Source organism: Methylorubrum subtropicum, assembly GCF_038442325.1.
Taxonomy (GTDB): Bacteria; Pseudomonadota; Alphaproteobacteria; order Rhizobiales; family Beijerinckiaceae; genus Methylobacterium; species Methylobacterium subtropicum.
The window spans coordinates 1-22,387 of sequence record NZ_JBBXMW010000037.1 but is presented as its reverse complement, the minus strand read 5'-3'; the positions used below and the strand labels follow the sequence as shown (position 1 = coordinate 22,387).

27 protein-coding genes and 1 pseudogene are annotated in these 22,387 nt (G+C 57.9%); 13 read left to right on the top strand and 15 right to left on the bottom strand.

Features of this window, described 5'->3' with window-relative positions:
* On the bottom strand, positions 1–769 hold a 769-nt coding region (locus tag AAHG03_RS26340; protein ID WP_342154703.1), incomplete at its 3' end, for a type IV secretory system conjugative DNA transfer family protein.
* Positions 770–995: 226 nt separating this feature from the next.
* On the opposite strand from AAHG03_RS26340, the gene AAHG03_RS26335 reads away from it, so the two are divergent.
* From AAHG03_RS26335 to AAHG03_RS26315, 5 genes are all read left to right on the top strand, one after another.
* Complete coding sequence (locus tag AAHG03_RS26335) at positions 996–1,352, top strand: DUF2958 domain-containing protein (RefSeq protein WP_342154701.1); 357 nt, start codon at positions 996–998, stop codon at positions 1,350–1,352.
* A 10-nt stretch (positions 1,353–1,362) separates the two neighbouring features.
* A complete protein-coding gene (locus AAHG03_RS26330) occupies positions 1,363–1,758 on the top strand; it encodes a hypothetical protein (RefSeq protein ID WP_342154699.1) in 396 nt (131 codons plus the stop codon).
* Between the two features lie 269 nt (positions 1,759–2,027).
* Positions 2,028–2,237: a hypothetical protein gene (locus AAHG03_RS26325; protein WP_342154697.1), complete on the top strand. Its 210-nt coding sequence runs from the start codon at positions 2,028–2,030 to the stop codon at positions 2,235–2,237.
* A gap of 294 nt (positions 2,238–2,531) precedes the next feature.
* On the top strand, positions 2,532–2,870 hold the full coding sequence (locus AAHG03_RS26320; protein ID WP_412759799.1) for a plasmid mobilization protein: 339 nt from the start codon (positions 2,532–2,534) through the stop codon (positions 2,868–2,870).
* 37 nt (positions 2,871–2,907) lie between these two features.
* Positions 2,908–4,290, top strand: a complete 1,383-nt coding sequence (locus tag AAHG03_RS26315; RefSeq protein ID WP_342154693.1) for a relaxase/mobilization nuclease domain-containing protein — start codon at positions 2,908–2,910, stop codon at positions 4,288–4,290.
* A 328-nt stretch (positions 4,291–4,618) separates the two neighbouring features.
* Here AAHG03_RS26315 and AAHG03_RS26310 read toward each other — a convergent pair whose 3' ends face one another.
* The 3 genes from AAHG03_RS26310 to AAHG03_RS26300 form a co-directional block, all read right to left on the bottom strand.
* Complete coding sequence (locus AAHG03_RS26310; protein WP_342154691.1) at positions 4,619–5,239, bottom strand: hypothetical protein; 621 nt, start codon at positions 5,237–5,239, stop codon at positions 4,619–4,621.
* Positions 5,240–5,316: 77 nt separating this feature from the next.
* On the bottom strand, positions 5,317–5,985 hold the full coding sequence (locus AAHG03_RS26305) for a hypothetical protein (protein ID WP_342154689.1): 669 nt from the start codon (positions 5,983–5,985) through the stop codon (positions 5,317–5,319).
* 10 nt (positions 5,986–5,995) lie between these two features.
* A complete protein-coding gene (locus AAHG03_RS26300; protein WP_342154687.1) occupies positions 5,996–6,982 on the bottom strand; it encodes a hypothetical protein in 987 nt (328 codons plus the stop codon).
* Between the two features lie 958 nt (positions 6,983–7,940).
* Here AAHG03_RS26300 and AAHG03_RS26295 point away from each other — a divergent pair.
* Positions 7,941–8,346: pseudogene (locus tag AAHG03_RS26295) on the top strand (transposase family protein); the annotation flags it as partial.
* 109 nt (positions 8,347–8,455) lie between these two features.
* On the opposite strand, the gene AAHG03_RS26290 reads toward AAHG03_RS26295, so the two are convergent.
* Both AAHG03_RS26290 and AAHG03_RS26285 read right to left on the bottom strand, forming a co-directional pair.
* Positions 8,456–9,061, bottom strand: coding sequence for a hypothetical protein (locus AAHG03_RS26290; protein ID WP_342154685.1), 606 nt, complete (start codon positions 9,059–9,061; stop codon positions 8,456–8,458).
* A complete protein-coding gene (locus AAHG03_RS26285) occupies positions 9,042–10,880 on the bottom strand; it encodes a hypothetical protein (RefSeq protein WP_342154683.1) in 1,839 nt (612 codons plus the stop codon). Before AAHG03_RS26285 ends, AAHG03_RS26290 begins: the two co-directional genes overlap by 20 nt.
* A gap of 209 nt (positions 10,881–11,089) precedes the next feature.
* Between AAHG03_RS26285 and AAHG03_RS26280 the strand changes: the two genes are divergently transcribed.
* Genes AAHG03_RS26280 through AAHG03_RS26270 form a run of 3 tightly spaced genes read left to right on the top strand, consistent with a single transcriptional unit; the run spans position 11,090 to position 12,923 of the window.
* Positions 11,090–11,431: a hypothetical protein gene (locus tag AAHG03_RS26280; RefSeq protein WP_342154681.1), complete on the top strand. Its 342-nt coding sequence runs from the start codon at positions 11,090–11,092 to the stop codon at positions 11,429–11,431.
* The gene (locus AAHG03_RS26275) at positions 11,428–11,970 is read left to right on the top strand and encodes a hypothetical protein (RefSeq protein ID WP_342154679.1); all 543 of its coding nucleotides are present in this window, start codon (positions 11,428–11,430) and stop codon (positions 11,968–11,970) included. The genes AAHG03_RS26280 and AAHG03_RS26275 overlap by 4 nt, the downstream gene beginning before the upstream one ends.
* Positions 11,967–12,923, top strand: a complete 957-nt coding sequence (locus tag AAHG03_RS26270) for a tyrosine-type recombinase/integrase (RefSeq protein ID WP_342154677.1) — start codon at positions 11,967–11,969, stop codon at positions 12,921–12,923. The genes AAHG03_RS26275 and AAHG03_RS26270 overlap by 4 nt, the downstream gene beginning before the upstream one ends.
* A gap of 39 nt (positions 12,924–12,962) precedes the next feature.
* On the opposite strand, the gene AAHG03_RS26265 is transcribed toward AAHG03_RS26270, so the two are convergent.
* From AAHG03_RS26265 to AAHG03_RS26240, 6 genes are all read right to left on the bottom strand, one after another.
* Positions 12,963–14,084 (bottom strand): nucleotidyltransferase family protein, encoded by a 1,122-nt coding sequence (locus AAHG03_RS26265; RefSeq protein WP_342154675.1) that lies wholly within the window; start codon positions 14,082–14,084, stop codon positions 12,963–12,965.
* A gap of 2 nt (positions 14,085–14,086) precedes the next feature.
* On the bottom strand, positions 14,087–14,719 hold the full coding sequence (locus AAHG03_RS26260) for a Cap15 family cyclic dinucleotide receptor domain-containing protein (RefSeq protein WP_342154673.1): 633 nt from the start codon (positions 14,717–14,719) through the stop codon (positions 14,087–14,089).
* 73 nt (positions 14,720–14,792) lie between these two features.
* Positions 14,793–15,152: a stability/partitioning determinant gene (locus AAHG03_RS26255; protein WP_342154671.1), complete on the bottom strand. Its 360-nt coding sequence runs from the start codon at positions 15,150–15,152 to the stop codon at positions 14,793–14,795.
* The gene (locus AAHG03_RS26250; protein ID WP_342154669.1) at positions 15,152–15,838 is read right to left on the bottom strand and encodes a ParA family protein; all 687 of its coding nucleotides are present in this window, start codon (positions 15,836–15,838) and stop codon (positions 15,152–15,154) included. Before AAHG03_RS26250 ends, AAHG03_RS26255 begins: the two co-directional genes overlap by 1 nt.
* A gap of 362 nt (positions 15,839–16,200) precedes the next feature.
* Positions 16,201–16,644: a hypothetical protein gene (locus tag AAHG03_RS26245; RefSeq protein WP_342154667.1), complete on the bottom strand. Its 444-nt coding sequence runs from the start codon at positions 16,642–16,644 to the stop codon at positions 16,201–16,203.
* Positions 16,645–16,908: a type II toxin-antitoxin system Phd/YefM family antitoxin gene (locus AAHG03_RS26240; protein ID WP_342154665.1), complete on the bottom strand. Its 264-nt coding sequence runs from the start codon at positions 16,906–16,908 to the stop codon at positions 16,645–16,647.
* A gap of 430 nt (positions 16,909–17,338) precedes the next feature.
* On the opposite strand from AAHG03_RS26240, the gene AAHG03_RS26235 reads away from it, so the two are divergent.
* Positions 17,339–18,226, top strand: a complete 888-nt coding sequence (locus AAHG03_RS26235; RefSeq protein ID WP_342154663.1) for a replication initiation protein — start codon at positions 17,339–17,341, stop codon at positions 18,224–18,226.
* 218 nt (positions 18,227–18,444) lie between these two features.
* Here AAHG03_RS26235 and AAHG03_RS26230 read toward each other — a convergent pair whose 3' ends face one another.
* Entirely contained in the window at positions 18,445–18,738 is a 294-nt protein-coding gene (locus AAHG03_RS26230) for a hypothetical protein (RefSeq protein WP_342154661.1), read from the bottom strand.
* A 239-nt stretch (positions 18,739–18,977) separates the two neighbouring features.
* On the opposite strand from AAHG03_RS26230, the gene AAHG03_RS26225 reads away from it, so the two are divergent.
* The 3 genes from AAHG03_RS26225 to AAHG03_RS26215 all read left to right on the top strand — a co-directional run bounded on the left by AAHG03_RS26225 (position 18,978) and on the right by AAHG03_RS26215 (position 20,704).
* Positions 18,978–19,307: a HigA family addiction module antitoxin gene (locus AAHG03_RS26225; protein ID WP_342154659.1), complete on the top strand. Its 330-nt coding sequence runs from the start codon at positions 18,978–18,980 to the stop codon at positions 19,305–19,307.
* 477 nt (positions 19,308–19,784) lie between these two features.
* Positions 19,785–20,300, top strand: coding sequence for a hypothetical protein (locus tag AAHG03_RS26220; protein WP_342154657.1), 516 nt, complete (start codon positions 19,785–19,787; stop codon positions 20,298–20,300).
* Entirely contained in the window at positions 20,297–20,704 is a 408-nt protein-coding gene (locus AAHG03_RS26215) for a hypothetical protein (RefSeq protein ID WP_342154655.1), read from the top strand. Before AAHG03_RS26220 ends, AAHG03_RS26215 begins: the two co-directional genes overlap by 4 nt.
* A 50-nt stretch (positions 20,705–20,754) precedes the next feature.
* On the opposite strand, the gene AAHG03_RS26210 is transcribed toward AAHG03_RS26215, so the two are convergent.
* Together AAHG03_RS26210 and AAHG03_RS26205 are read right to left on the bottom strand one after the other, a co-directional pair.
* Positions 20,755–21,426 (bottom strand): papain-like cysteine protease family protein, encoded by a 672-nt coding sequence (locus AAHG03_RS26210; RefSeq protein WP_342154705.1) that lies wholly within the window; start codon positions 21,424–21,426, stop codon positions 20,755–20,757.
* 118 nt (positions 21,427–21,544) lie between these two features.
* The coding region (locus AAHG03_RS26205; protein ID WP_342154653.1) for a type IV secretory system conjugative DNA transfer family protein at positions 21,545–22,387 on the bottom strand (843 nt) is incomplete at its 5' end.

Sequence of the window (22,387 nt, the reverse complement as noted above, 5' to 3'; positions counted from 1 at the left end):
TTAGGTGCCGCTGCACCCGCGGATCGGCGAGCCATTTGAGCTGGCGCGACAGTGTCGAGAGGAACGATCCGCCCTCCTCCTCGCCGACGCTCGCCAGCAGCGTCGCGGCCTCGGCCGCGAGGCCCGCATCGGTGTCTGGCGCACCTTCCAGATAGGTGAGGAGTGCCCCGCTGCCGCCGATGGTCTTCTCGCGGCAGACGGTCAGCGTCCGGCTGCCCTCCTCCTCACGGTGAAGGACCGCCTCCATCAGGCCCGCCAGGATCGACTGCGCGCTTTCTGAGAAATGCGCCCCCGTTCCCGTCTCCGAAAGGACGATCGCCTCGGCCAGCGCGAGGATCTGTGCAGCCTCCTCGTCCGTGCCGACCTCGACATCGCCGAGCGGATCGTAGCGCGTGCGGTAGAGCCGCGCCGGTCCCCGCACTGTGCCGAACGGATCGAGGATCGCGACGTCCTGGCCGAGGAAGTTGCCGGGCTTCACCTCCGTTCCCGTCGCCGCCTTGGGTTCGGCCCCCCGCCGCATCGCCGTGATCGAGGCGTTCTCCCCCTTTGGATCGACGACCAGCACGCCGCCCGGCCAGTGGATCAGGTTCGGGATGATCATCGTCACGCCCTTCCCGGCCCGGCTGCCCGCGATCATGAACAGGTGCCGGTCGTCCGTAATGCCGGCCGGAAACGCCGCGCCGTGGTCGGGATGGATCTGGCCGAGAAGGAACGCCCCTTTCCCTGCGCGCCGCTCCCCCAGCTCGGCCGGCGTCGCGAACCCTTCCATCCTCGGTTTCGCCATCGTTCCGGCCCGCCTTCCCGATTGCTGATCCCACGCGGTCATGATGCGGGAGACTGACAGGCCGCGCCGGCCGCGGAAGGGGGGCCCGCACCACCCGGCCGCGGGGAAGGCCCCGCCGCCGACGGTGTAACCCCTTCCCCGACCGCCTTGTCCGGCCTGTCCGGCGTCTCCGCATCCCGCGAGGGATCAACAATCCAACAGGAGACGAACCATGAAACTACTCACGACAGAAATCCGGGCCAAGCTCATCGCCAACGGCCGGCTGCAGGAACCCCTGCGCGGCACGCGGCAGGAGATCGACTTCCGCCCCGTGGTCAAGCTGTTCAACCCGTCCGGCGCCGGCACCTGGCTTTTGACCGAGATCGACCCTGACGACGAGGACATCGCCTTCGGCCTCTGCGACCTCGGCATGGGCTGCCCGGAGATCGGCAGCGTCAGCCTCGCCGAGCTGGAAAGCGTCCGCGGACCCTTCGGCCTCGGCATCGAGCGGGACCGCTATTTCGAAGCCGACAAGACCCTCTCCGAATACGCCCGCGCGGCATCCGCCGCCGGCCACGTACAAGCGTGAGGGCCGGGCCATGCAGGAATTCACGCACCCAAGATCGGACCGCGCCGCCGATCGCTACGCCGCGGACCTCGACAATGCCATGCTCTGCATGGCCCTGTCCGAGGCCGGGGAGGCGGAGACCGAGACCCGCAAAGCCATCTACAGCCGGTGGATCTTCGGCAGCTTCAACGCCCCCGCTTACGGGCTGAAGGGCATCGGCCAGGGCTACGGCGTCCTCGACTGGCAGCCGGATCGTGACGGCTACCGGCTGATCTGGACCTCCCCAACCGGCACCGCCTGCCCGCTCGCACGCCTCTATCCGCAAGCGAACGGCACCTGGGCCGCCATGGTCGTCGCCGGCGTCAAAGACGATCTGCCGGAGGCCATGGCAGCCGCCGAATGGGCCGTTTCCCGCCTCGCCGCCTGATCCGTCTTCCTGTCCGGTCGCCGCCGGGCAGGATCTTCATCGGCCCCTTACCCCGCCGCCGGGCCAGGACCGCCCCACCCATGCTCGAAGGCTAACCAGCGCCGGCGGCAGGCCTCAACGGGTGGGTCCTCGCCATGCTCGCCGCTTCGCGCCTGCGCGTGGCTCTGATCTCGGCTTCGCCGCCATTGAGGCCTGCCGCCGGCCCCGGTCGGACGCCGTCGCATCGGTCGGGACGGTCCCGGCCCAACAACCAGAAATGGAGACTAACCATGAAGACCCAGACCCAACAGCAAAGCCAGAAGGAAGCCCGGCAGCCGACCCACGACGTGAAGCTCCGCCGCCCGAACGGAGAGAAGGCTACCTACGAGCGGATCGGCGCCGCCTGGGCCCGCGACGACGGCTCGCTGTTCGTCCGCCTCAACGGGACGCAGATCGTCTCGGAAGGGTTCCACCTCTTCGCGATCGAGGAAGACCGGTAGCCGCCAGGCGACCGGCAGGGCATCGGCCGCGCGAGCGGCCGGTGCCCTTTTCCATGTCTCCGCCATCCGCTGACCCCGACGATCGCAGCGAAACCTGATGCATCGGCGGGTCAGGCGGGCCGCGGGTTACGGGGCACATTAGCCGGCGCTCATTTGCGGAAACCCGGAGGGACGGCTATTCTGTAAAAAGAAGAATAGCAAGCTATGTTTTTGCTATGCAAAAACGCTTGGTCAGGGGCTCAATGCAGCCCCCGACACCCGGCTCCAGGAGGGCGGTAGACACCGATCAGCACCATGGGACGACCCAGCAAAGTCGACGCAGACAGGCGCACCATGCAGCTTCCTCCGGTCCGTGTGACCGAGGCTGAATTCATGGCCGTGAAGCACGAGGCGGCAGCGGTTGGGTTGTCGATCACCAACTATCTCCGGCAGCTCACCTTGACCGGCCATGCCGTCCCCCGGCGCACGGCCGCGGATGATCGTCTGCTCGTCGAGCTGAACCGGATCGGGATCAATCTCAACCAGGTGGCCCGCCAGGCCAATGCCGGCGGAGGCCTGAACGGCGAGCTTGGCAGTGTGATCGCCCGGTTGCACGGCGTCCTCGAACAGGTTGGGGACGCCTATGGTCCCTAACGTCGCCAAGGCCGGCAGCTCGTTCCGCGGGGCCTTCTTGTACTACCTGCACGATAAGCGGGAGGCGTGGGAGACCGAGCGGATGACGACGGATCGTGTCGCCTGGACGCAGACCCGGAACCTCGCGACCGATAATCCGGACCTCGCTTGGCGCATCATGGCGGCGACCGCCAAGGACCAGGACCGGCTCAAGGCCGAGGCCGGCGTGAAGAACACGGGCCGCAAAAGCGCCAACTCCGTTTACGCCTACTCGCTCGCCTGGCACCCCGACGAGGGCAAGCTTCTCTCGAAACCCGAGATGCTGCGGGCGGCCGAGGAATCGATCCGCGTTCTCGGGGCGGAGAACCGGCAGGCCATCATCGTCTGTCACAAGGACGAGCCGCATCCCCACGTCCACATCATCCTGAACCGTGTCGATCCTGACACCGGGAAGATGCTGACGAACAGCAAGGATTTCGTCCGCCTCTCGGAATGGGCCGAGGCCTACGAACGGGAGCGCGGCCGTATCTGGTGCGGGCTACGGGTCGAGAACAACGCCCGCCGCGCCAAGGGCGAGTTCGTGCGGGCCTCCTCGCCAACGCCCCGTTCCATGGAAGGCGCGTTCGACCAGGCGCGCGGATCGAACGACAACACCGCCCGCCGGATCCGCGACGAGGCGAAGGTGCGTGCCGCCAAGCTCGCATCCGACAGCGCGGCGATGAAGGCCCGGCACGGCGTCGAGTGGGACGTGCTGCGGAAGGCCTATAAGGATCGCAAAGACGATATCAGCGACCGTGCGAAGCAGGCCGGCACCCGCATCCGGAAGGAGATCGGGGAGAGCTACACGCCGGCATGGCGCGATCTTTACCGACAGCAGTTCCGGGAGCGGCGCTCCTTCGACGAGCGGGAGAAGCGACTTGCCGGCAAGATCGCTAACGCCATGGAGGCTATCCGGCACCGGCGCGATATCGAACCGGAGAACTCCCGCGGCTGGATGAGCGCCGCCTTCGCCTTCATCACGTCGAAGCACGCCCGCGTGAAGGCGATCGAGACGATCCATGCCCGCGAGAAGGCCGAGCTGAAACGTAACCAGAAGCAAGCGACCGATCGGGCTATGACGGAGGTGCGGCAGAGCCGAAAAGCCTTCCTTGCCCGCGCCCTCGACACGTTCGGGATCGAGCGGGCGGCGCTGATCGCCCGGCAGGATGCCGAGAAGGACGCCATCAAAGCCCGCTGGCGGGACGAGCGCGACAGCCGCACGCGGAGCTTTGGGACGATCGTGCAGGCCGCGTCCTACCGGAAGACGGCTGAGGCCGAAGCCACGCCGCGCGACAGAGCTGAAGCGCGGGAACGTAGTCAGGGTTTTAGGGACGCGGCAGAAGGAAAGGTTGGGCGGACGAGGCGAGTCCGCCGTCGAGTAAGACAGCGAGCTAATAATTGATAATAGACTGCTGACAGTGGAATGCTTTGTGGTAGCAAGCAGTAATTATAATCTTACTGCGCCAATATAGAAATTCAGAAATAGATTAGATGCCTGGAGGCTTCCATGTTGGCCGCCACGGGGGAATGGGACTAGGCGCCGGAGGCTTGATGGGTGTCGTCGATTGAGGCCGCGACGGTGATGGTTGAGCGGCCTTGTTGAAGTGAGCCCTAACCGGAGGAGGCGGGGGACGTGATGCGCCGAAACTGACGTCGATTGGATAAACAACCCCGAGCAGCCCCAGCCCTCCACACAGGAGGCAAGACGACTTTGCAGGCATGTCAACCTCTTAGAAGCGGTAGACGAATTCGCGGATAGTGGCGTAGATTTTATTGAACGTATGAGGATCCGTTTGCGCTAGAAGCATTAGTTTCTTTGCGTCACCTCCGGCATCAGCTTGAAGAAATGCTATGGTCCTTGAGCCTTCTATTAATGCTTTATTAACTGCTGTAATTTCACCAACTGGATTGACGGTCTTGTTCGCAATGCTATTGCTGCGGCTTTTCATAAAATCTACGAGAGTGCCTAATCCTGTGTTTAGCCCGGTTGCCACGACGTACCTTAAGACATCGCCGTCAGTTAGCGCTTTGCCAGTCATAACTACTTCTAGCCGTGGATCAAGCAACAGCTCGGCTTGGTTCATGCGGTAAAAAGCATCTGACGCTGAGGTCGCCGCGACAACTACTGTCATATATAGGAAGTTTTCAACTCTATTATTATTGAGTTCCAACAAATCTCCATCGTATAGGGCCCGAAATATGTCAGGCCTCGCAAACCCATTTATAAGTTCATGCGGGGTGGCCATAGAAACTGTCTGGCCCTCGGCAGGCTTAAGCACATGAGCAGCCAAACCACCACATGCAAGGATAACGATGCTGAACCCTGCAAGCAGGAAATTGCGAGTGTTCATTGACTGGCACTCCCCTTCTCTAATGAAGCGATGTGTTCATCAGGAAAAATTTTTGAAAAAAAATATATAACTGCTATTTAGAACGACGGAAGAGCTGAGAATGTCTTTATTCCTGCTTGAGCCGCCCACGTTGTCCAGGCGGCGACGAGGTTCCGAGTAATCATTGGGCCGCCTCCACCGTTGATCTGCCCGATACCGATCATCGTCATTAAACAACCTGAGAGTATAGGGCTGCTCGGAGCAGGGAGCTTGGATTTACCAGTCACCAAGCTGAGCCCGTCAACTAGCGTTGAGGATTCGATGCCATCCGTGATCATGATAATCTCCGTTGGCTGTTCATCACACCGCAGGCGAGTCGCTTGATCTTCTAAGTAACCAATAAGATTTGTTGCCTCTTGTGGCCTGATTTTACTATCCCGCTGCATGCGCGGCAGTCCTGCGACGATGCGCTCGACTGCACTCGCCACTTCGCTCGCGCGGTTCTGGCGGCTGATACGTAGGCTCAGCTGACGGAAGTTCTCTCCTGCCCCGTATTCTCCGACGAACTTCACTTCGATCTGATCGCCTAACTCAAGCTCGTTGACCCGCTTCTTCAAATATGCCGCGACAGCTGCCGCAGCAGCATCCTGATGAATCAAGGGCACAGAGGCACTGACATCAAGAGCGATGTTGAGAGTTTTGGCGCTGCCGCATGCCGGTATAATACAGAATACCGCGTAAGCCGCGAGTTTCATAAATTTCATCATATCTGTCTCCTTAAGTGTTCGCGGCTGCTAGGACATGCTGCCGGGTCAGGATGGCTCGCAGCGCCTCAACACGCTGTTTCAGCTCCCCCTGGTTAATGCTCCGAAGCACCACTGGCATCTTGTCGTATTCGGCGAGCAACGCATCGAGCCTTTCATCGGCGTTAGGCATCAACTCGCGAGCTGCTAAGAGATGCTCGGCTGGACGAAGAGCCGTGAGGCCTGCCGCGACAATGTCATCAGCTACGCGACGATCAAGGGCGCTTGGATCAACATCACGCAGGCGCCTATAAGTCTGCTCAGCTGCATCGTACTTGGCTTCGTACTCTCGTACTACACGGAGTTGCTTTGTAAGCGTCTTAGCAAATGCACCACGTTCCCAGAGACCCCGCCCACGCTCATAGATCGCAGTAACGAGTACATGCCCCGAATAAATTGACACAGCTAAAAGCCCAGCCATGCCGCAAACGAATAAAATAGGAATGCCGGGCAGAAATTTTGACTCGAAAATCTGTTGATAAACTGGCGGGAGGTTAGTTGTAGCTTCTCCCAAAAATGCGTCGACGGCGTTGGCAAGACTATTGTTCATCACGGAGCTTGCGCCTGCGCGATAGAGCACGCTCGCGAGCATCAATCCGAGACCAAGGATGACGAAGGCAAGTCCAGCTTGGGCAGTCCGACGCAGAGAAGAAGTAAAACGCTCAGATCTCGCCGTCCCTGTAACGGCATGCACACCTATGAGAATAGTGATTGTAGTCAAGGCCAGCACATCAGCTGCCCAAGGCGCTTCTTTCGGGTTGTCAGCAAGAAGATGAATGAAAAGTTGTCTAATTAGAACGTAATCAATTGAGCATACTATAGTTAATGCCGGAAGGAAGACCGCAGGTAATAATATTTTATCGTAGCCTAGACGGCGCGCCTCTCGTTGAGCCTCGGCGATCCGTCGACCGATTGAAGCTTTGATGTTAGGAGGTAGCAGAGTGCGGGGGAAGGCGGTCATGATCTTGCCTCCGTTCTAGCTACATACCTACGCATTGCCTCTGAGTAACTTTCCTGGTGAAGCACCGGGCCGGATTGAGGTTCAAGAAAGCCCAAGAGCTCAATTACGGCATCGATGCCACAGCGCTGCACATCGAAGAGCGCTGTCTCAGCTTGGTCGAAGGCATCGTGGTAGTCCTGCCTGTACGCAGTGAACACCGCACCAAGTGCCGCGTCGGACGGGATGACTAGCGCGCCGATCCCGTGGGTGAGGCTGGAAAGAGCATTACGCGCACGGTTATGCGCAGTCCGCCCATCATCTAAGGCATTCGTCTGGATCATGATTACAACCCCGTTGGAGTTTTGATCGGCTTAGAGGTCTAGTTTTACATCCTCAAGATTGATGAGGATCATCATTCCAACGCTATACTAGTAATTACGCGAGCATCCGGTCGCTGTTATGCTCTTTCTCTTCTTATTTTTATGCGTGAAGATGATAGGGTTTCGTCAAGCGGAAATTGGAAACAAGCGCTTTTACATGGCCGTCGCTCTATGAACGCTAGCCCCACAACGTGAACAGCGAGCAACCCTTCAGGGTCACGGCTTCGCTCAGCACGTTTCTGGACCTCTGTGAGCCCGCCATAGATGAACGTAACCGAATCTTAACGGTTTATCAATGCGACCGTACGCGGTCTCACGGTCTTTTTGAAAGAAATTTTCTGACCTCGCTTTAGCACGGTCGGTCGTGGCGGCTAGCATGTGGCTATCGTGGCAGTTGGCCCTATGAGGGTCAGATCCAGTGAGTACCCCTCGCATCCACGGTTAGGTTGCGCCCCATGCTAGGCTTGTCCTGGTCGTCGGATTGGGCCCTACCGCTGTGCCCTCATCTGCCGAGCAGTCCGGCAATGTCGAGATCAGGCTGCAATCAGTCGAGCGAGTCGGTGTGCTGAAGCTGCTCAGCATGGCGCGGTGCAATAAGACTTGGACCCAGGGTGACGGGCGCCAACCGGTACGACAGCTCGGAGATGGCGCCGATCCTCGATGCCATCCCACCGCTGAGCACGGGCCGGCGCGGTCAACCGCGCCGCCGCCCCGACAAGCTGCACGCCAACAAGGCCTACGAGGTCAAGGCGCGTCGCCAGGAGCGCAGGGCGCATGGGATCGTCCCGCGCATCGCCCGCAAAGGGATCGAGAGCAGCGAACAGCTCGGTCGCCACCGTTGGGTGGTCGATCCTTCGACAGGCTTAGGATGAGGGCACCCACGCTTGGTTCAGCCGCTTCCGCCGCCTGCCCATCCTCTACGAGCGCCCCGCCGACATCTACGAGGCCTTCACCACCCTCGCGGCGAGCCTCATCACCCTCAACCAGATTGATCGGTTCTGTTAGGTGCTCTAAGGCTCGGGCGGCGAAACTGGCTCTACAATGAGCCTCGGCGCAGCAAGTACGAGAGCGTACAATTTCTCTCAACTCGCTTAACCAACTTTGTTCAGCGCTCTTAGCTGGGAGAGCATTTAGATTTGTCTGCACGTACTTGGTATGCAGCCGTCGGTGCGTGCTTGGAACTCTTGCCTTCAGAGCTATGCATACGTCGATTCCGTGAACGTTCGGCTTCTTTTGCCCGATCTTCGGGTGAAAGGTTTGCACGACGGCTTCGCGCAATCTCAGCACGCCTTGCTCGGTATTCCTCGGCCTCCTGTGGCGACATGCTAGCTCGGCGTTTTTTCGATCGTTCCGCTTCCTTAGCTTTAGCTTCCGGAGGAAGATAACTGCGCCAACTTTGAAGTCGCTCGGCTTCCTGAAGCCGATGCAAAAAAGCAGCTATCGAGGCTTCGCCCTCTTGAACTGCTAATGCGAATTTAACAACCAAATTTTGTTGTTTAGCATTCATGTTCGAAAATGCAGAAACAAATTTTTCTTGAGATTTTCCCAATTTGTTTTCAGCAAGCTTTTTCTCAATCAAAATCAGATTTTTACTAACTTTACTGACATTATGCTCGCCGTCCCTACCAAAGAGATATATAACTTTGCGAACGACTTGCTCGCTTTGCAAATCTACACTGCCTTTTAATTTTTTATCAACATTATTCATCAGTTTCATCATCCTCATTGCTCTTTGGCATAGCGTTTGCCAACAGGACCCGCTCACGCAGGCGTACTTCACTGTCTTGATCTCCAAGAAAATCATGCAATGTCAATCTGTCGAAATATCCATTGTCCTCACTCGTAAATCCAATTTTATCAAAAGGTAAAAACTTGTTTTTGCCAAACTCAGCTAGTGTTCTAAGGCCATCAAATGGATAAACCCTTGTAAGCAAGCGCATGTTCTTTTCAAAACTGTCACATGCAGCCGCATCCAGACATAAAATAGCGTCATCTCCATGTCTCCGACGTGTTTCGGCCGTCGCTTGAGCAATAAGTTTGCCTAATGCATCTGTATAACTGCCTTTAGCTCTTCGCCTTAATCTTCTTTCTGTTTCGCGGAAAAGAGAATGATAAATTAAAGAGCTTTCTTCAAAGTTTTTTTGATCAATTAAGCCATCTATCGGACCGCTCGTATTTTCTCTAACGTAAGTAGCACACATCCATATCCCCCCGCTGCACCGAAACGGTAACGCAACTAAGGATAAATCTTTAGCATCTACTGGTCTGATTGGAGACCCAAGTTGCATAATAAAATGCAAATAACCAATATGTTCAAGGGCATCGAGGCGATCACTCGGAGACAGATTATCAGTAACCCACCCAATCGCACCACGCTTGAATATACGTGGCTTGATCAACGTGGTTCCTGACATCAAAACACTTTCTGCAAACAACCTTACGCTAGATGGTGTGGGCCTACGAACTACATCTAGTATAATTTGCCGGCCTTTTTTGCTGCGAGCGTATTCCCAAAATTGATTATCTACGTCACTATTATCGTACGGAATGTAATCGCTTCGTTTGGCCTGTTTTAAGGACTCGATAATATCTTTACACTGATTGTCTGGTATTACTGCTTGCGAATTATATTTGTAGTGAGTGTATCGCATATTCTCAGAATTAAATAGCTTGCTTATAAATAATACGTTTGTTGTCGGGGTATATCGATTGTCTAGCTGTGTTGACTTGCGCGCGTTTAATAAAGGTGAAAGTTTGAGACGGTCATATTCATTATCTACTAGCTCACACACTGTGCGAAATGTTGTATTAATAAGTTCTCTTTGTACGGCCGTTAGCAATTTGGGGTCATCATTCGTGGCTCTTTTATAAGAAAATGCTTGTCTAAGTTTTGAAAGACCTTCATCTGCGCTCTCCTTTGAAATGAACATACGGCTAGAGAATAGTTCGGGATATAGTTCTGATGTATCTTCTTTACCATCAAACGGCTTAAGTGTTTCAGAGATAAAACCACCTAGAGCAGATGATACCTCGACGAGAGATAATTCCAAATTTGGCTTCTCGCCAACATTACCTTCTTCAACGCGCAACTCCATTACAATAACAAATATTGAGCTGCCCCACACTTGTATAGCGTAGTTACATGCTTTATGCTCATCAAGTATAATTTCAATTTTGTGATCAGCTGCAAAATTTGCGTATTTAATATGGCGAGCCGTGAGTCCGACATTATGCAGGTGCTTAAAAGTTAAATCAAAAAATTCTGGATCTAAAGAGCTGATATGAGGACTTGCTTTATAGCGATCCCTTCTTTTGGTATTGCCGATATCTTCAAGTGAAGTTTTGAATACGACGACGAATACTAAATGATTTTTACATACAAATGATATTCGATTTAGAATACGAAATAGCCCAAAGTCGTCCCACTCGCCTCGCACCATGATATCTGCAAGTGTAAAGCGAATTGTGTCGATCCAGCGGGCCGGTACCTGGGAGCGTTCACCTTCTTTTTTTGAAATACTATAAGAATCGGTGGTCATTATGTTCTAAGCTTCGCAATAGCTGCCCGCTCATGCTGGGACACGCAGTTTATGGGCTGTCTGTCTGGGAGGCAACCCTATGGAAACTGCCATTAAGGACATTTCAGCGTGTCAAGAATATCGCCAGATGTACGCGCACCTTCCTCTCACGAAATTGCGGTGCAATTATATATGTGATAATGTCCTTTATCAGATGAATGGGAGGGCGCATGGCCATTACCGCGACCGACGTCGACCAGCTCCAAAAATACGCCGATGGCGTTATGAACCGTGTCGGGCATCACGCCGGGAATGTGAAGGGCTCCGCGCTGACGGTTCTGGGCGGCATCGTCTGGCGCGCCGACGCCGACTCCATCCGCATCCGCGAGTATGCCGGCAGCCCTGCCAACATGCTTTGGATCAAGGTCGGCGGTCGCGCCTACGCGCTTCGCTACGAGCACTCGACTGGCCAGATCGAGATTTGCGACGGCTCGCAGAAGGGCACGGTGCTGCACAAGATCGACGACACGATGCCGGTGGCCGACATCCACGCCATCATGAAGGGCCTATGAGCCTGCTGGTACCGACGGCCGTCGACGCGGCGGCCCACTTCCAGAACTCGACGCTCCGGGAGCGTATCGTCGAGCATGTGTTCGTCGGCCAGGCGCTCCGGACCCTGTGGTGCCGGGGCGTGGTCGACGTGGAAGTGTTGCGGTCGGAGTTCGACGCGCATGGCTACGACCTGGTCATGGGCCGGAACTCGATCGTGCGACACATCCAGTTCAAAACGGGCACATCGGCCAAGCCGGGCGACGTGTCGGTTTCAACCGCCCTCACCAGCAAACCGAGCGGGTGCATCATCTGGATCAGGGTGACGTCGCAGCTCGATATGGGACCATTCTTCTGGTTCGGGGGGGCACCAGGGGAGCCATTGCCGGTCCTCGACGCCTACGAGAGTCCGAGGCGCGCCACGCACAACAAGGCAGGCGAGCGACCTGTCCGGAAGAACCATCGTGTCATCCCCGGCCGGGATTTCCAGAGACTGGACGCCTTTGACCAGGTGCTTGAGGCGCTGTTCGGCCCGTTGCCGGTCGCGGCCGTGCCGGCATGAGCCAGCTTGTCACCCTCACCGGCCCCTATACGCCCGCCTTGGTCACCGCGGCCGGCGACCGCGCCACCTATCGCTTCCTTGAGTTTTTCACTGCGCAGATTAGGAACGCCAACACCCGCCGCGCCTATGCGCGCGCGGTTGGCGAGTTCTGCGCCTGGATGGAGGCAAGAGGCCTGCCCTCGATCGCGGCTGTCGACTCAGTCCATATCGCGGCCTATGTCGAGGAGCTTGGACGCACCCACAGCGCTCCGACGGTCAAGCAGCGCCTCGCCGCGATCCGGATGCTGTTCGACTGGCTCGCAACCGGCGGCATCCTGCCGTTCAACCCTGCGACCGCCGTCCGCGGGCCTCGCCACGTCGTGAAGCGCGGGAAAACACCTGTGCTCGCCCCCGACGAGGCGCGCGCGATCCTCGACGGCATCGACATCACGACGTCGATCGGCCTGCGCGACCGGGCGCTGATCGGCCTCATGATCTACACCTTCGCGAGGATCGGCGCAGCGACCGCCATGCGGGTCGAGGACGTGTTCGTGCAGAACCGCCGCCTCTGGGTCCGCCTGCATGAGAAAGGTGGCAAGGCGGTGGATCTGCCCTGCCACCACAATCTCGAAAGCTATCTGCACGCCTATCTCGACGGGACGGGGATCGCAGACGATCCGAGCGGCCCCCTCTTCCGCACGATCCGCCGCGGCACCTCCAAGCTCACGCGAACCGCGCTCCCGAGCGCCAACGCCTATGCAATGGTGCAGCGGCGGGCGGAGGCGGCCGGCATCGAGACGAAGATCGGCAACCACACGTTCCGGGCCACTGGCATCACCGCCTATCTTAAGAACGGTGGCACGCTCGAAAAGGCGGCGGCAATCGCCAACCATTCATCAACGCGCACAACGCAGCTCTACGATCGCCGCAGCGACGATGTAAACTTGGATGAGATCGAGCGCATCTTGATCTGATTCATATGTTTTTCCAATTTTTGCATTACAGAGGGACGTTTATAATTGGTATGGCGAGTCCTTAAGGATCTTATTAAGCTCCTGCCAATTGTTTTCGTACAAGATTTTGGCATAGCTCCGCTGCTCGTAAGCAACCTCCTTCGCCAGGTCGTCAAGTTCGAACGAAAGCAGTTTCATTGCGGCAATTTTATCGTCGTTATCGAAGACACGCCGCGAGCCATCAGGGACGAACAAAGTTTTTGCTTTATCCGTATTGTGATATAGCTCGTCCAAAAACCGCTGCGCTTCGGAAAGAATCAAAAGCTCGTTATTGTATCCGGCCGCAAATCTTCCCATGTCTGCATGCCACAACGTAGAAGCAATGTCGAAACTCGAATAATCGATCTGCCTTCCCTCTTCCGCGGCATCGTTCTTAACGTGCTTGCACAGGCGGATCGCTTTTTTTAATCCGCTTAGAGCACGAAAATCTCTCTCCGTTACAAGCTTGATGTGCCGGAACGGCATATTAAGCAGTGTTACACCCTTTTTGTTTTCAAGGATTTTAACGCCGCGATCATCCTCCAGATACGTTCTCTGATAATCTGCCGTGTCATGCCAATGCGACGGTACGACATCGATTGGTCTTTGTAGGGACCCGCCGGAGATCGCGATCGCCTTTGCTCCAGACGTGTCCAAATCTGCCTTCGGAAATGCGTCCCTCAGGATCGCTTCCGCGTGCTTGCGCAGTTCACGAAGCGCGGCCACAGGCTGAAACGTAGACGTGCCATAGGTCCCAGCACCTGGTTCGGTCGTACAAAATTCGGTGCGCAGGGTCAGAAGGTCGACATCGCTCACACCGCGGATATGGATGTTACACGGAACAGAGCCTTGCAGACGAAACGTCACTGCGATGCCAAGCGCCTTCAGATTTTTATCGAGCTGGTTGCCGACGCGGTTCGCCTCCCTGATACCGATCCGCGTATATTCGGGATCGACCTCCTGCATCGCTCCGAGAGCGTAACGGGTATAAGGTTTGCCATCCGCCAGTTCCTCATAGCGCTCCGTAATGTATCGCTTGGCGAGAACATCAGCGGCCGCATCCATTGCAATGCGGCCAACCCGGTCGGTGCCGCGTCGCCTTGTCTTAAGAGAACTTAGCCGCCGGCTGATATCACGCGCCATAGTTACATCCTCGATAATTCCATGGTTCCAAAGCTGTATCTTCCTCGACCATTGAAGTAATCGCCTTCCGCGGACTTCAAGTCTGGATCGAACAAAAGCTCCGCATACCCTGTATGTGGTGCAAGATGCGGTTTGTCAGGGCGCGGCTGATTTTTATAGGTGTACATGAGTTTGTAGCCAATCGACGCATCGTGAAGCAACGCGGCAGAAATGCTGTCCGATCCTGAGTCTCCAGTCTTGAGGTAAAGTCTAATTTGATCCCAACTCTGAACGATTGTTAGAACACCTGTCCATTCCAACTCGACGGAACCGTCAGGATTGAGTTTACGACCTTTGCAATGCCACTTGCCGTCGAGGTTTGGAACCTTCAGAAAGCTGGACACGGCAGAAATTTTCCATCCGTGCTTTTCAAAATACCAATAGATACCTGCATAAATCGTCGCAGCGCCCAAAGGCCAAAGTATCAATGCAGGGATGCGTTCGCCATATCCAAAATACTTTGCAATCTGCACAAGCAAAAGAAATAAGGTTACTACTCCGGATGAAATGATAGCTGAGACGACACCTATCGAATGCCCGACCTTGGCGCGATTGAACCCTCCGATAACCGAATACTCGTGACTCAATTTGCTCATGCTAATTTACCTGTTTCAGAAAAAAATCTTTGATATCCAATTGCGTAAGGCGAGCATGCTCCCTTTGAGGCAACTATTTAGTAGGGTGCTCTCGTGTCAGCAACTCTATCGCGCGCTCGAACGTCTCGCCGAGCCCCCATCCATTCGCATCGGCAATCCGCGTGAAGGCCTCGATCGTCTCTGCCCTGGTCTTGATGTTAATCTGGGCGTTGCGGCCTGTCCTGCGTCTTCTCGGGGGCGCGGCGGGCTCTTCCGGCACAACGGGAGCCTTGACCGGTTCGCGGCTGCGGAAGCCCGCTGCCTCGGCCGCCTTCTTCGCCTCTTCCGGCTTCGGTTTGTCGTTCGCCGCCCGCTTCGGCTTGGCGAAGGCCGCAGGGTCGAAATCGTTCAGCTCGTCCTCAAAGCCGAGCGGCGCGCGTTCCTTGGTGTTCATCACGCCGCCTTCCTTTCCGCGGCAATCGCCTTGAGGCGCGCCACGACCTCGCCGGCGAAACCGCGGGCGTTCTGGATGGCCTTGTCGAGGTTGCTCACCTGCGCCCCGTCGAGGCCGGCGAGGGTTCCGCCATAGTCGAAGAGATCGCGGTAGGCCGCGCGCTCGACGATCGGCGTCGCGAAGATGTCGATGCCCCCTGCCCTCAGCTGCTCGGCGACGTTCCGCAGCGCGCGCGACGTGATCGCCGCGCCGGTACGCGTCAGGACGACCGCATGGGCGATCTTGCGGCGGGACATCTTCTCCTGGTTCCGGATCAGCCGGAGCATCTTGGCGCCGCCTCTGGCATCCATGCTCGATCCCTGGATCGGGATCACCACCAAGTCCGCCATGCCGATCGCGTTCGACACCATAAGGGACGCCGTGCCCTCAAGATCGACGATCACGAACTGCGCGCCCTCTTCCGCCTCCTCGATCGCATCGACGACGCTCTCCTCGGTCACGTCCGCGACGATCGTGATGCCGTCTGGCTTGCCGGGCAGCTTCGCCCATTGCGAGATCCACCGCTCCGGATCGGCGTCGATCACGGTGACGGCAGCCCCTCTCGCGGCCAGCTCGGTCGCGAGCAGCAGCGCCGTGGTGGTCTTTCCGGCTCCCCCCTTGGGGTTGGCGAAGGCAATGACAGGCATAACAATTCCTCTGGGTCGGCAAGCGTGGCGGGACGAATCAACACGAAAAGGATAACAGATAGCTACCAAGTACCAAAAGGATACTGAAACGGTATCGGATAGCTACTGGATACCCTTAAGATACCAGATAGCTACTAGATACCATTAAGCTACCATGGCGGATGGGAAGAGGATCGTCAGCGGGAAGGGGGCTTTGCGTCCGTTGCGGTGCGCTCGGGCTCTTTCCCGGCTCTGGCAGCTTCAACAGTCTCATAGCTGCGCCGTCCGGCATCGGGCGGGGCAGGGCGCTCGCCCTTTGCAACCGCGATCATCTCCAATCGCAGCTCTCGCCCTGACTGGATATTGGGATCTGTCATAGGCCTTTAGGCCTCGTCCCGGCGCACGGCCTTGGTCCGCCCGCTCTTGATCTGCTCGCGCACAGCCTGCACCAGCTGCCGCGTGGTTTTGTCCGGCAGATAGCCATAGGCGATCCCGCGTTCGGCGTCCTGTTTGTCGATCAAACGCACGTCGGGGCCGGGCCAGGTGAAGAGGTTCAGTTCGTCGGCAACGATCCAGGATCGCTCCTGATCGAGGCCGAGGCGCTGCTTCGTCTGCGCCGGAACCTCGATGGCCGGGCTTCCCGCGGCCGGCGGCGTGTGCGTTACAGGGGCGACGAGAACCTGTGTCCGCTCGTCTTCCCGCGTCACAGCCAGCACGACCGCACAGGGACGATCTTTCCGGCCTTCCTCCCGTCCTTGCGCCGCCTCGCTGCGCCAGAGAAAAGAATAGCGGATAACAAGACCCTGCTCCGGTTTCGGATAAGCCACTTAAATCTCGTGATCAAAGGCCTTCGTGGCCTCGGACGGCTGTGATTTTTCCAACGCCGCGACAATATCGTCCGGCAACTCCCAGGCATAATAGGCCTTCCGGTCGTCGAGCGACTTCAGCCGCTTGTATTCATCCGCCGACAGCATCACCAGGCTCTCCCGCCCGTGATGCGTGACCGAGACCGGCTCCTTGAGCGCCATGTCTCGATAGCGGCCGAACTGTTTTTGCAGCTCCCCTGCCGTGATAGTGACCATGTCTGCCATCTCCTTTCCTTGTTTTACCTATAATGCCTGAAATCCGGAAAATCCGCAAACATTTTCGGAAGCAATAGGTACTAACTAGCTATCTGGTAGCTACCGGATACCAATGCGGCTTTAGCGTCTCCCCATGCGGGGCCGCGTCCTACGCGCCGGCTGCGCCGCCGCCCCGAACCCGCATTGCACGCGGTTTCGGCCCTTCGGGTGACGGCCGCTGACGCGGGGCCGGCGGGCCTATCAGCCGAGGCTAATATGAGGGATTCGGGGAACGAGCAGGGGCCATCCCGACGCACGGTCAAGACCCTGTAATACATGAGTATTTTCTGGCGCTCGCGCAGCCAAATCCTGCATACTATGAGGGATTCGGGGAAGTATGAAAGGGATAAGCGAGAAATTTCATTTTATCGCTTCATAGTTTGCCGATATGCTCAAGCTTATGGCCGAGACCACACCAGCAGAGGGAAAAGTCCTTACCCTCGCCATCACGCCGCGAAGCCGCGAGGCGATCAAGCCCGCCGAGCTGATCCAGGTGACGGGCCACCACGAGCTGACGCTGAACGCGCGCCGGGCGATCACCATCCTCTGGCACAACGCGCATGTGCAGGGCGTGGAGGAGGGCAGGGACTACACGATCGAGATCGACGACCTGAAGCCGGACGGCCACAAGGGCTACGAAATGGTCGAGGAGGCCGTCGAGGCCCTGATGCGGACGATCATCCTCGTCCGGATGACGAACGGCGCGACCAGGCGCGTGCAGTTCCTCGGCGGCAACGACATGGACTCGCCCGACCGGCCGGCCGGCGTCCTCACCTACAGCTTCGACAAGCGCCTTGTGGAGGTGCTGAAAAGCTCGACCATCTGGGGCAAAATCTCAATCCCCGTCCTCATGGCCTTCACCTCGAAATACGCGGTCAGCCTCTACGAGAACGCCGCACAGTTCGCCAATCTGGAATTCAAATCCTTCGCGGACTACTCGCTCGACGAGTTCCGCGACATGCTTGGCGTCCTGCCGGGCCAATACAAGACTTTCGGCGAGCTGAACAAGCACGTCCTGAAACCGGTCCTCGCCGAGGTCAACGCCCTCGCGCCCTTCACCATGTCCGTCCTGCCGACGAAACAGGGCAAGAAGGTCACCGGCATCCGCCTGTCCTGGTGGAAGAAGGACAGCGACGCCCTGAAGGACGCCTGGGACGAGCTGCAGCGGCCAAAGGTCGGCCGAAAGGCGCGCCTCAGCGACACCGTCGAGCTGGTCAGCGACCCGGTGCCGACCGTCAACCGGCTGCTCCGGCAAAGCCGCGCGCGGCGTTCCCCGAAAACCTCATAGTTGGGCCGCTCCATCCTTCCAGGCAGGGCAGGGACGGGGGGCGGCGGCCCTGTGGATAAGTCATGCCGGCTTCCCCGGAAACCTCATAATAACTCCCCGAAAACCTCATAATACGCCCCGAAAACCTCATAGTAAGGGGCCGTTTTTCCCCGAAAACCTCACAGGAGTCCCCGAATCTCTCATATTAAAATCGGTAACCCTTTGTTAAGAATTGCAAATCAGCGCTTGAATCTTAGAATCTTTTGAACATTTGAAATAAGAAGAACAGGGAAACGAGGAGTTCGAAGCCAGCCAAACCGTCGCAAAAATCGGAATCGGCCTTTGGCCGATACGTTGGAGCGGAATCCGGCCGCTGTGGCGGCCGGATAAATTTTTTGTCCTTCCCCGATTGAACCAGCCTGCCACACAAGCCGCCTCAAGCCGTCAACCCTTTCAGGGTTTCCCGCCCGCACGCGGGCGGTGACGGCGGCGGCCTTGCGTGGCCCATTGCTGACATCGGGACGAAGGAACATCGTTCTCTTTTCGTGGCCCCTGCCGGGGGCACGAACGAAGGAACTTCTTCGAGAACGGCGCTCGCGGCATGCTTTCAAAGAGGCTCGGCGAGGGGGTGAAGGTTGAAGCGCTAGTGCCAAGAAACCGGGCACCGTCATGTGTCAAGTGTCGCTTGACGGGCGACAAACCCCTCACTAAGCCTTTTCGATGCTATTATCAGCATAGATTTCAAATTGTGAGCGCTTAGATTGATATTGCCATGAGCCAAGACGCAACGACGACCGATCATCTAGCCCATCCGGGCGGATTTGTCCGCCGCGAAGTGCTGGCCCCGCACGGCCTGTCCGTGACAGCCGCCGCCGAGGCCCTGGGCGTGACGCGGCAGGCTCTCTCGACCTTCCTCAACGAGAGCGCGGACCTGTCGGCGGAAATGGCGCTCCGGATCGAGAAGGCGTTCGGCGTGTCCATGGACACGCTGATGGAGATGCAACTGGCCTTCGACATCGCGAAGGCGCGGGCTCGCGCCGATACCGTTCAGGTCAAACGCTATATGGGACCGCCGCCGGCCGACCAGCCAACGCTGATTTGAGGCGGCATGCCTCTGCTTGGCCCAGGATGGGCGAGGAGGGGCTTGCGCCGATTTTTGGCCTCTCCCTCGAACCGGAGCTGTGATCGCACTTGCGCGTGAAACTGAGCGGCGCAGCCCGCATCCCAGGTTCCTTGTTCGATGCTCCCGGCAGGGAGATCGAACCGCCGACAGGCGGACCCCCCGTTCCTTGTCCCGATAGGGCGCCCGCAGCGCCACGCGGAGCGGCCAGTCACCCGTCGGGGCCGAAGCAACGCGGAGGACGGCGAAGCCGTTGACGGCCCGAGCATGGCGCTACGCTCGCCGGCACCAGGACAAGAGCCCAACCACGCCTTGATAGATCGACGGCCAGGAAGATCGGCCGTGCCCGCCACCGGTTCGAGGGCCGGCCGCGGTGACTTTCAAGGCTGAAAACCCATATTGGCTTTATTGAACTTACAGGTATCGTCGTACGTGGCGCACAGTCTTCCCGTGTGAACGATGCCGAACCGCCCCGAAGACCCCTACGGCCGCTTTCCACCCGGCGCCGCGATCGGCCTCTTTTTGATGTTCGCGGGCGCGGTCACGCTGCTCTTCCTCAGCGCGACATGGGCCGACTGGCGCCAAGCGATCCTCGGCGGGCTCATCCTATTCGCCCTGATCGGCATAGCGCTTCTGGTCCGCCGCCTGAAATGGCCAGCGCTATCCTTTGGACGGAAAGCCGCCACGCCGGTCTCTGCACCCCAGGACCCGCCGCCGCGCGTGACCTTCGATCCGGCCGACTTCATCGATGCGGCGAGGCGTCAGCAGGACCACACCCTACCGCGGCGGATCGAGGCGAAGCCCGGCCGTGACAGCGCAGCCGAGCGGCAGCAGGCGAGGGAGGAGGGGACGATCCGGCGATTGCAGGATTTGCGGGATCACCCGGCCACGCCTGAGCCGGAGCGGCAGGCCGCAGAGGCGAAGCTGAAAAAGGCACGCTCCAAGCGTCGATCGGCGTGGAAGGCGCGCCCATGAACACGGTCCGGGGCATCGGCGAATGGGCCGTTCCGATCGCGCTCTTCTACGGTATCCGCGCCGCGATGGGCGCGCGCGCCTTCGAGGACTGGTTTGGCCCCTACATCAAGCTCGGGCACCTTGTCTGGGACCGGCTGCCGGACTGGAACCACCCGATTGTGCTCGTCGTCGGCGCGGCGTTCGTCCTGCTGCTGCTGTCGGGTTGGCTCAGGCTCGCACGCGGGCTCGCGAGCGCGGTCGCCGCCCTGTTTGTCGTCCGATCGGCTTTCGCCGTGGCCGGGGAGGGGAGCGTGCCGCCTCCGGACCTGTGGCTTGGTGCTGCCGCCGTGCTGGCACTCGGCTGGCTGCTGTTCAGCGTGTCCTTCGGCGATCCGCGATTTCGTGCTTGGCTTAAACATCGCTGAAACTTGCGATGTTTAAGCCAAGCAATATTTATTAAATTTACATCATAAAATTAAATCTCTTCGATCTTGACGCTAGCAAGATATCTTAGTGATCCACCTAGTTGTAGCGGCTTCATTTCGTTTGCATCTAAAAACCGCGCTCTTTGGGAGTTATTTGTTGCGCTTGGCCATGGATCGATAACATGAACACGAAAAACTTGAGGCTGACCATTAGAATTAGGGCGGTAATCAACCCTGGCTGTCACTGTAGCATGTGTGCCTGAGCCGTTTATCATTGGTCTGTCATTTTTTAAGTCGTCAACGACAGTCGCGTTGAGGACATCGGCTGTGCCAAGCGCTGGGCTAAATGTTCTAGCGGAAATACGAATTCTTTTTCCTCCCTCGACTGACCATTCTCTATTTACTGCGGAAGTCAACAATCTATCATCTGCCGGCATGTCAACTATGCTGCCATACATCTGCGTAACAATAGATTCTTGAGGTAGGCCGTATCCGTGGAATTTGCATATCATTGAAATGCATGCGGCCCAGCACCACTGCGATCGTTTTTGAGTGTCTGCTACTTGCTGGCTCTCAAACCTGCTTGGATCAATTAATGCGGAGCATAAGCCGGCAGGTAATCCTGCCGCTGGACATTCTTCTAAAGCACTTGCTTGAAAACTACTACCGATTGCTGTGCTGGCAATGCTTCCTATAATCAAATTGCGCCGATTTATACGCATCACCGGCTCCGTTTTCTGTAGGCTAAAAATGAGGATACGAGCTTTCAGATGGGATTATCGATAGCTGCGCGAAACATGCAAGTGGGGATGCCGCTTTTTGTTAAAATACAATATCTGGCTACATCCGGCTTAGCTCTTCTCTTTGTGCTACCGTCAATCTTGCTTCCCAAGCCCGAATGGTTTCGGGACCATCGAAAACGCCCTGTTTCTGCCAGTCCGTGTAGGGCACACGCTGCACCGTGAAGGGTGCCCCGTCTGCCGAAATGACGAAGGCCCGCATGGTGCCCCGCGCGCCTTCGGCGTGGATGTCACTCGCCCACCGGATCGCCCGCTCGCGCGTCGCCAGGTTCGCGCTGTGGCTGATGCTCGTTGTCTCAAGGCCGCCGGGCTGGCGCGAGCGGCTGTCGCTGTAGGTGCGTTCCCAATCGAGGATCGGCCCCATGCGGTCGCTCAGGTACTTTTCGGTTTCGAGGTCGTTCAGGCCCCAGGCGATGATCGCGCCGGCATTGCCGAGGAACGTCTCCCAGTTTTTCTCGTAGAGTTTTTTGATCTGCCCGATGTTCTGGATGACGGGCAGGAGCTTGATGCCGTAGCCGGCCATATAGGCGGCGGCATCCTCGATCAGTTGCATGTGCCCGAGCGCATAGAATTCATCGAGTAGGAAGAGCGTCTGGGGGCCACTGTGCTCGAACGCCGTCCCCATCTTGGCGTCGAGCGCGACGCGGACGATCGCCCGCAGCCACCGCTTCATCGCGGGGATCTTCGACGGCGGCACGCAGACGTAGACGCTTGCGCCCTCGCGCATTGCCTTGACCAAGCTAAACCGGCTGCCGCTTAGGTGCCGCTGCACCCGCGGATCGGCGAGCCATTTGAGCTGGCGCGACAGTGTCGAGAGGAACGATCCGCCCTCCTCCTCGCCGACGCTCGCCAGCAGCGTCGCGGCCTCGGCCGCGAGGCCCGC

Excerpts from the sequence above, each read along its gene's own strand:
- AAHG03_RS26335 (WP_342154701.1), top strand. The coding sequence starts at position 996 with ATGAAACTACTCACGACAGAAATCCGGGCCAAGCTCATCGCCAACGGC.
- AAHG03_RS26330 (WP_342154699.1), top strand. The coding sequence starts at position 1,363 with ATGCAGGAATTCACGCACCCAAGATCGGACCGCGCCGCCGATCGCTAC.
- AAHG03_RS26325 (WP_342154697.1), top strand. The coding sequence starts at position 2,028 with ATGAAGACCCAGACCCAACAGCAAAGCCAGAAGGAAGCCCGGCAGCCG.
- AAHG03_RS26320 (WP_412759799.1), top strand. The coding sequence starts at position 2,532 with ATGGGACGACCCAGCAAAGTCGACGCAGACAGGCGCACCATGCAGCTT.
- AAHG03_RS26310 (WP_342154691.1), bottom strand. The coding sequence starts at position 5,239 with ATGAACACTCGCAATTTCCTGCTTGCAGGGTTCAGCATCGTTATCCTT.
- AAHG03_RS26305 (WP_342154689.1), bottom strand. The coding sequence starts at position 5,985 with ATGATGAAATTTATGAAACTCGCGGCTTACGCGGTATTCTGTATTATA.
- AAHG03_RS26300 (WP_342154687.1), bottom strand. The coding sequence starts at position 6,982 with ATGACCGCCTTCCCCCGCACTCTGCTACCTCCTAACATCAAAGCTTCA.
- AAHG03_RS26290 (WP_342154685.1), bottom strand. The coding sequence starts at position 9,061 with ATGATGAAACTGATGAATAATGTTGATAAAAAATTAAAAGGCAGTGTA.
- AAHG03_RS26285 (WP_342154683.1), bottom strand. The coding sequence starts at position 10,880 with ATGACCACCGATTCTTATAGTATTTCAAAAAAAGAAGGTGAACGCTCC.
- AAHG03_RS26280 (WP_342154681.1), top strand. The coding sequence starts at position 11,090 with ATGGCCATTACCGCGACCGACGTCGACCAGCTCCAAAAATACGCCGAT.
- AAHG03_RS26275 (WP_342154679.1), top strand. The coding sequence starts at position 11,428 with ATGAGCCTGCTGGTACCGACGGCCGTCGACGCGGCGGCCCACTTCCAG.
- AAHG03_RS26270 (WP_342154677.1), top strand. The coding sequence starts at position 11,967 with ATGAGCCAGCTTGTCACCCTCACCGGCCCCTATACGCCCGCCTTGGTC.
- AAHG03_RS26265 (WP_342154675.1), bottom strand. The coding sequence starts at position 14,084 with ATGGCGCGTGATATCAGCCGGCGGCTAAGTTCTCTTAAGACAAGGCGA.
- AAHG03_RS26260 (WP_342154673.1), bottom strand. The coding sequence starts at position 14,719 with ATGAGCAAATTGAGTCACGAGTATTCGGTTATCGGAGGGTTCAATCGC.
- AAHG03_RS26255 (WP_342154671.1), bottom strand. The coding sequence starts at position 15,152 with ATGAACACCAAGGAACGCGCGCCGCTCGGCTTTGAGGACGAGCTGAAC.
- AAHG03_RS26250 (WP_342154669.1), bottom strand. The coding sequence starts at position 15,838 with ATGCCTGTCATTGCCTTCGCCAACCCCAAGGGGGGAGCCGGAAAGACC.
- AAHG03_RS26240 (WP_342154665.1), bottom strand. The coding sequence starts at position 16,908 with ATGGCAGACATGGTCACTATCACGGCAGGGGAGCTGCAAAAACAGTTC.
- AAHG03_RS26235 (WP_342154663.1), top strand. The coding sequence starts at position 17,339 with ATGGCCGAGACCACACCAGCAGAGGGAAAAGTCCTTACCCTCGCCATC.
- AAHG03_RS26230 (WP_342154661.1), bottom strand. The coding sequence starts at position 18,738 with ATGTTCCTTCGTCCCGATGTCAGCAATGGGCCACGCAAGGCCGCCGCC.
- AAHG03_RS26225 (WP_342154659.1), top strand. The coding sequence starts at position 18,978 with ATGAGCCAAGACGCAACGACGACCGATCATCTAGCCCATCCGGGCGGA.
- AAHG03_RS26220 (WP_342154657.1), top strand. The coding sequence starts at position 19,785 with ATGCCGAACCGCCCCGAAGACCCCTACGGCCGCTTTCCACCCGGCGCC.
- AAHG03_RS26215 (WP_342154655.1), top strand. The coding sequence starts at position 20,297 with ATGAACACGGTCCGGGGCATCGGCGAATGGGCCGTTCCGATCGCGCTC.
- AAHG03_RS26210 (WP_342154705.1), bottom strand. The coding sequence starts at position 21,426 with ATGCGTATAAATCGGCGCAATTTGATTATAGGAAGCATTGCCAGCACA.